Below are 6,426 nucleotides of genomic sequence, written 5' to 3'. Positions count from 1 at the left end.
ACCTGACCCCACGCTCAGATGCGAAGAGCCGGATTTCTCGCCCGCGCAATGGCGGCCGCGGACGCGGAAGCGGCCCGCCCCATCGGGGACGGGCCGCTTTCGCCGAGCGGGCTGTCAGCTGGCCGCGCTGAGCGAACCCAGGCTGCCGGAGTCTCCCATGAGGTCCATCACGCTGCCCAGGTCCAGGGAGCCCAGGGCCCCCTCTCCGCCGCCGTCAGTCGGAGGTGGCCCGGGCTCCTCGATGACGAGCTCGGTCGGGGAGACCGTGATGATCGTGGCCGCGGTCGTCTCTGACGGGGAGATGATCTCCTCGCCCACCGTGACGCCCGAGTACTCAGCGGTCATCCGGTACTCGCCACGCTCGGCGAAGCGGTGTGTGAACACCGCCGTTGCGATGCCGGTGTCGGGATCGACCGTGACCGGCGCGGACCCGACGGCCTGGCCGTCCTGGAAGAACCACACCGAGCCGAGATCGGCGACCGCCTCGTCGGACAGATCCGCTCCGTCGGCCCGCGAGACGAATGCGGTGAGGGCCACCTCGTCGCCGGCCGTCGCCTCGGTCTGCAGCTCGATGACCGTGCCGCTGTCGACCTCCGGCAGCGCGTCGACGGTGAGCAGAACCGGGGCGGACGTGCTCGGCTCATACGCCGTGCCGTCGACCTCGCCGCCCTCGAACACCGCGACGATCGACTTCTCGCCGGCGGTGGTGAAGACGTGATCGGGGAGAAGTGCGTTGCCGTTGGCGTCCGTCTGGACCGTTCCGATGTCGCGACCGTTGACCCGGATGATCACGTCCGCGCCGGCCGGCACGGGGGCGTCGTCGATGTCCATCGTGGCGGTGATGTCGACCGGGCGACCGATGAGCACTGTCGTCGGGTCGACCGAGACCGTGAGGGCCGGTACGAACTCGGGAGCGAGCGTCACCCGCACTGGGTCGGACGTCGTCCCGCGGTGGATGGTGTCGTACCCGTCGATCTCAGGCATCCGGACGGTGTACGTGTAGGCGGTCGCTTCGGTGACGACGGCATCGACCATGTCAGTGAACGTGGCGGTGACCCCGTCGACCTCTGCCGTGCCGATGACGGTGCCGTTGCGTAGCACCTCGACCCGGGCGCCTGCAGGTAGGTCGAGTCCGTCGCTGGTATTAACGGTGATCCCCAGGTTGACCGGCAACCGTCCGTCGTCGATCAGCCCCCGAGTGAGCTCGACGCCGATCGTGCTGGTGATCTCGGTCTTCGGTTCCGGCTGCACCGTGATGGTGGTAACCGGCGACTGCGACGAGGCGAATCGTGGGCTCAGACCAAGGAAGTGCGCGGTCACCTGCTGAGGCACGGGAGTGCGGTCTGCAAGCAACGGCACGGTGTGGGGAATACTCGCCCGGCCGTCCGCCTCGAGCGGGACCCGGCCGAGCGCCGTTCCGTTCACGCGGAATTCGACCTCGCCACTGTCGACGGTGTTGGTGCCGTGGACCGGCGAGACGGCGGCGGTCAGAGTGGTGGAACCACCCTCCTGGACATTGACCGGATCAGCCATCACGGTCGTGCGGGTTCCCACCGCGGGCAGCGTGAATCTAACGACGTTGTCCCGGGTGGGTTTCCAGCTACCGCCGGTGCCGAGATGAGCTCGAACCCCGAACCGGAATTCGGTGCCGCCTTGCGCGTTCGCAGGGATGTTGAGTGTCAGCCAGCCAGAGCGGGAAGCTCCCGGCTGCACCGTCTGAAACGCGAAGTTTCTCGGTTTCCCGCCCCAGTAGTTAGGACCTTGATCGTGGTTACCGACCTCGATGAAGTCAGTGCCGCCGCTACCGTGCAGGGTAAACCCGTCGGGCACGGTCAATCCATACGTATTGATGACACGGTTGTCGATTAGCGGCAGGCCCGATCGGGTATTAGTGGCCGAGATGTTGAAGCGGACGTGTCCCCCGGGACGAAGCGCGCTCTGCCCGGAGTCCAGTGAGACATCGAACCGGAAGTCATCGATGTTTGTGGTTCCAGTCTGAGCTGACGCGACAGGCGCCAGGCCCACCACCAGGGCTAGCGCCGCGAGGGCGACGATGAGTTTGCGAAACATGATCTCTTGAGTCCTTTTCTAGCCGTCAGCTACCGAAGGTGGTGGAAAGGCTGCCGCCGCCACCGGAGAGGGAGCCGAGGCTGAGTTCGCCGCTTTCGGCTGGTGCGCCGGGACCTCCGGCTGCGGCCGTTCTCAGCACCACGGTGTCGGTGCCGTCCCCAGCGCCGACGACGGTGACGGTGATCGCTTCACTGAGTCGTTCGGCACCGTCCGCCGAGTGGTAGGTGAACTGCAGGAACTTGGAGGCCGGGTAGCCGCTCGTCCAGACCACGTCCATGTCGGCGATGCCCCGGACCACGGGGATCCGGACCGGCTGCTCGTCCGCACCCACCACCGCGACACCGTTGTTGGTGGCGGTCAGGTAGCCGTTGAGTGTCGTGGCGGCCAGCTCCGGGTTCTCGGGGCTCACCTCGACGCGGATCCGGTTCGTCTCGCCCGGCACCACCGACTCGGGGCCGGCGATGGTCATCGTGAGCGCGTCCTCGTTGACCGGGGCCGCCGCGACCTGCACGACGTGCTGGGACGTGTGCGGGCGCAGGACTCGAGCGTCGGTCGGGGTGAAGTCCACCGTGACGGTGCGATCGGAGTTCGTCGACGGCGGGAACGTCAGACTGACCTGCCCTTCACCATCGATGACCGGGATGTCGGTGCCCACGACGCGGCCGTCGATACGCACGGTGGCCGTACCGGAAGCGCCCGCCGGGTTCACGACGATCGTGTATGGGGTGGCGCGGCCAGGCTCCGCCGACGTCAGACCGACGAGCTGGGAATCGGTCGCAACCGCGTCGACGATCTGCAGGGTCCCGGCGTCGCTGGCCAGGTTCTGACCGCTGCCTGAGGGATGGTAGGTAGCGGTTACCTCGACGGCACCCTCCCGGCCGAAGGTGAACTCGGCGACGGCCCGTCCATCGACCACGTCAACGACGCTCGACTGTTGCCCGGCGGAGAACTCCACACGGCCGCGCGGGTTCTCCGTGCCCTCGGCCGGGTTGACGACCGCCTCGAGTATCACGGGTTCGGCGACATATCCCGGCTCGTCCAGCCCGTTCAGAACGAGGGTGGTAGCTGTGCTCTCCTCCACGAGGATCATCGACGTAGCCGTTGCGGTCCCGTACGGGGACGCGGCGGACGGGGCGTACACCGCCGTCACTTCGGTCTCCCCTGGGTTGGTGAACGTCAGGCTCGTGGCGGCCCGGCCGTCACGTACGTCGACGGTCCGCTCCTGGCCACCGCCGCTGAACGTCACCGTTCCGCGTGCCTCGGCGGGCAGGTCGACAGAGACCGACGTGCGGGTGAACGCGTTCGTCACCCCGGGGGCCTCCATGGTCATCACCGCGGCCAGACGTTCCGGTGTCACCAGGAGTTCGGTGCGCGCGGGCGCGTAGCGCGCGTTGGTGGGTGTAAACGTCGCGATGACATGAGCCGGCTGGGGGTTGTTAAACGTCAGCTCGGCGCGAGCCTCGCCCGTCCCGGTGTTCACCGGAGCGGTCACCCGCTCGGCACCGTTGACGAAGGTGACCTCGCCCGCGATCCGAGGATCGACAGTGGCGACGAACTCGGCCGGCGTCCGCAGGAAGACGGTATCGGGCCCCTCCAGGGTCGCCGACGTGGGAAGTCCCCGAATGGTAACCGATTTCATTGCCGCAGCTGCGGGACTGATCGGCGCCGAGGCCGACACCCGCGGACTGCAGTACGCCGGGACCCACTGCGCACCGAGAAGCGGGACCGACGCGGACGCGAGGGCTGTCAGGAAGCTGGCCGGATTGGAGCCGTAGCTGGCCGCCTGGCCCTGGGTCCGGACCCCGATGTCGGCCCGGCCCGCCCGCTCGGCCTCAAAGGTAAGTGTGACCCGCGGGAACTCGAAATCCAGCGAGTTGGCACCACGGAGGTCCATTCCGAGGCCTCTGTGGCTGTTCGTCGCGACGTTGCCGCCGTTGCCGACGGTGTGGTGGCCGTTGTCGGTGAGTCGCAGCACGTTTCCGTTCACGTCCGGTGCGCCGTTTTCGTTGACCGTAATGACCTGGGCGTTCGAGATGTCTATGTTTCCGCCGGTGAACCGGTGACCGACGAGACGGGTGCCAGCAGGACGCTGAAGATCGAGCTTGAGGCGCGACGCCTGCTGCAGACTGATTCCACCGGGTATCGAGTCCAGTGACACGCTGATCGGGTCGATTTCGAACGTCACATCGAACCGCTCACCGATTTCGACAGATTCCGGTGAGGTCACGTGGATCTGCACCGGGTTCTGGGGTGACATATCCATCTGCCCGACAATCGGCGCATTGATGGAACAAGTGGTGCCGAATGAAGTGGTTGTGCGGGTCGTCTGAGCGGTGGCAACCGACGGAACGGTGGCAACCCCGAGTGTGACGACGACGGCGGACAACCACGCGAGTGCGCGGCGCATGAGTTTCCTTCAGAGCTGGAAGGGGACGCCCGAGGGGGTTGGGCGCGCGGCAGGTTACCTTCATGAACTATATAGACCATTCTCAGGCGCGCAAGGGGCTTAGCACACTGGTTTTCTGCGCCCGCCCTAACCTGCATACTCCGCCGCGGTATGGCCGCCTCAGGATCGAACTGTGTTGGCCAGCTGTTAACCGGCCGGTCGAGTGGTGGTCGTCTGCTGGATTCTCGGCCCTACTGCTCGACCGCGCGTAGCTTCTCGTGTGGCGGCTGGGAGCAGTTAGCCCTTGGGCCGAGATCTGAGAAGTAAGGGTTTACTAAAATAATAGTCCCGCTAAGATGGGTCCGGTCACCGCGGTCGATGAACCACGGTGCCTGCCCGAGCCCGGGCGGGATCAACGTTCTCGATCGTTCGCATCTCACCCTCCACCCTCCACCGTCCTCTCGGAGTCCCTTGATGTCAGCTGTTTGCCGCCCCCCAACGCCTCGTTCCGCACCACCGGCCGCCTGGATCCCCCGCGCCGCTGTCGTCGTGCTGTCGACCCTCGCCCTCGTACTGGGTCTCGCGCCAGCCGCAAATGCGCAGACCGGTTCCACTCGGATCGGGGACTTCACGTTCAGTACCTCTGTCAACGCCGGGGGCAGTGATCTCCGGCCGGGCGGTCACGTTCGACTTGACATCACGGCGACAAACACACACGGCTCCGGCGCCTGGCTACTTAGTAACCGCGTACTCAATACTTACGGTTTCACCGTTCCGTCCGGATACACACTGCGCGGCAGCGGGGGTGACCACATGACGAACGTCGGCGCTCACGGACAAACCAATTACTTCGGCGGTCAGCCGAGCAGCGTTGCGATGCGGACCGTGCAGAAGGACAGCTCCCGCTCTGGCTGGTTGTCGTTTAACATTCCCGCCAATGCCCAAGGCGGGAGCGTCCACCAGTTCGGAGTTCGAGCACACCTCGAGACGAACGGTGATTGGTTCCCGACTGCACACAATGTGGTCCGCTTCACCCTCCCCGCCGTCGCCACCACGACCCAGGCCATCAGCGTCACCCCGTCGACCGGGCGGGTGGGCGAGAACGTCACCCTGTCCACGCGAGTGAGCGCCAACCACGGCACCAACACCCCGACGGGCACGGTGCGTTTCAACGTCGACGGTCAGACTCTCACGGCGAACGTCGTCAACGGGGTCGCGACCACCACGACCTCCTTCTCGACGACGGGCTCCAAGTCCGTCACGGCTACCTACATCCCCGCCAACTCCAGCCAGTGGAACGGCTCCTCACGCAGTGGGACGGTTTCCATCCAGAGCGAGGCAACCCAGACGAACCTCGACCTCAGCGACGTTGAAATCATCGCCGGAGACACCGTCCGCGCCACCGCCAATGTCACCCCGGCCGATGCAACGGGAGATGTCGTGTTCACCGTAGGGGACCAGACCGAGACGGTCCCGGTCGTCGGCGGCACCGCGACCACGGAGCTGACGCTCACCGACCTCGGCCGCGCGACAGTGAACGCGCAGTTCGTCCCGGCCGACAATCAGCGTTACACCACCAGTTCGGACACGGAGACCGTCACCGTCGGCAACATCGCTACTGACACCGATCTCGACGTCGCGCCGACGGTCGCCAGGGTCGGCGAACAGGCCACGCTCACCGCCACCGTCACCCCGACCGACGTACCCGGCACCGTGACGTTCGCCGTCGATGGCGCGGAGTATCCCGTGGAGGTGGAGAACGGCTTGGCCGTCGCGACCCACACGTTCACCGAACAGGGCGACTTCTCCGTCGAAGCGACGTTCACCCCGACCGATTCGGTTCGCTACGCGACCAGCACCGCCACCGGGACGGCGCAGGTCGAGTCCGAGGCCACCCAGACCGACCTCACCCTCGACGCCACGCAGGTCATCGCTGGCGACACCATCGTCGCCACCGCGAGCGTCACCCC

Annotated in this window: 3 protein-coding genes; 1 reads left to right on the top strand and 2 read right to left on the bottom strand. The window is 66.4% G+C overall.

Going from position 1 to position 6,426, the window contains the following annotated elements; translation table 11 throughout:
- Positions 1–114: 114 nt before the first annotated feature.
- Both HMPREF3086_RS09770 and HMPREF3086_RS09765 read right to left on the bottom strand, forming a co-directional pair.
- The gene (locus HMPREF3086_RS09770; protein ID WP_168169080.1) at positions 115–1,554 is read right to left on the bottom strand and encodes an Ig-like domain repeat protein; all 1,440 of its coding nucleotides are present in this window, start codon (positions 1,552–1,554) and stop codon (positions 115–117) included.
- A 541-nt stretch (positions 1,555–2,095) separates the two neighbouring features.
- Positions 2,096–4,456, bottom strand: a complete 2,361-nt coding sequence (locus HMPREF3086_RS09765; RefSeq protein WP_141764052.1) for a hypothetical protein — start codon at positions 4,454–4,456, stop codon at positions 2,096–2,098.
- A 1,020-nt stretch (positions 4,457–5,476) separates the two neighbouring features.
- Here HMPREF3086_RS09765 and HMPREF3086_RS18970 point away from each other — a divergent pair.
- Positions 5,477–6,426, top strand: a 950-nt coding sequence (locus HMPREF3086_RS18970) for an Ig-like domain repeat protein (protein ID WP_210401857.1), incomplete at its 3' end; no start/stop codon positions are given.

Origin of the sequence: Dietzia sp. HMSC21D01, from assembly GCF_001815995.1 — a bacterium.
GTDB lineage: Bacteria > Actinomycetota > Actinomycetes > Mycobacteriales > Mycobacteriaceae > Dietzia > Dietzia cinnamea.
This window is presented reverse-complemented; position numbering and strand designations above follow the sequence as displayed.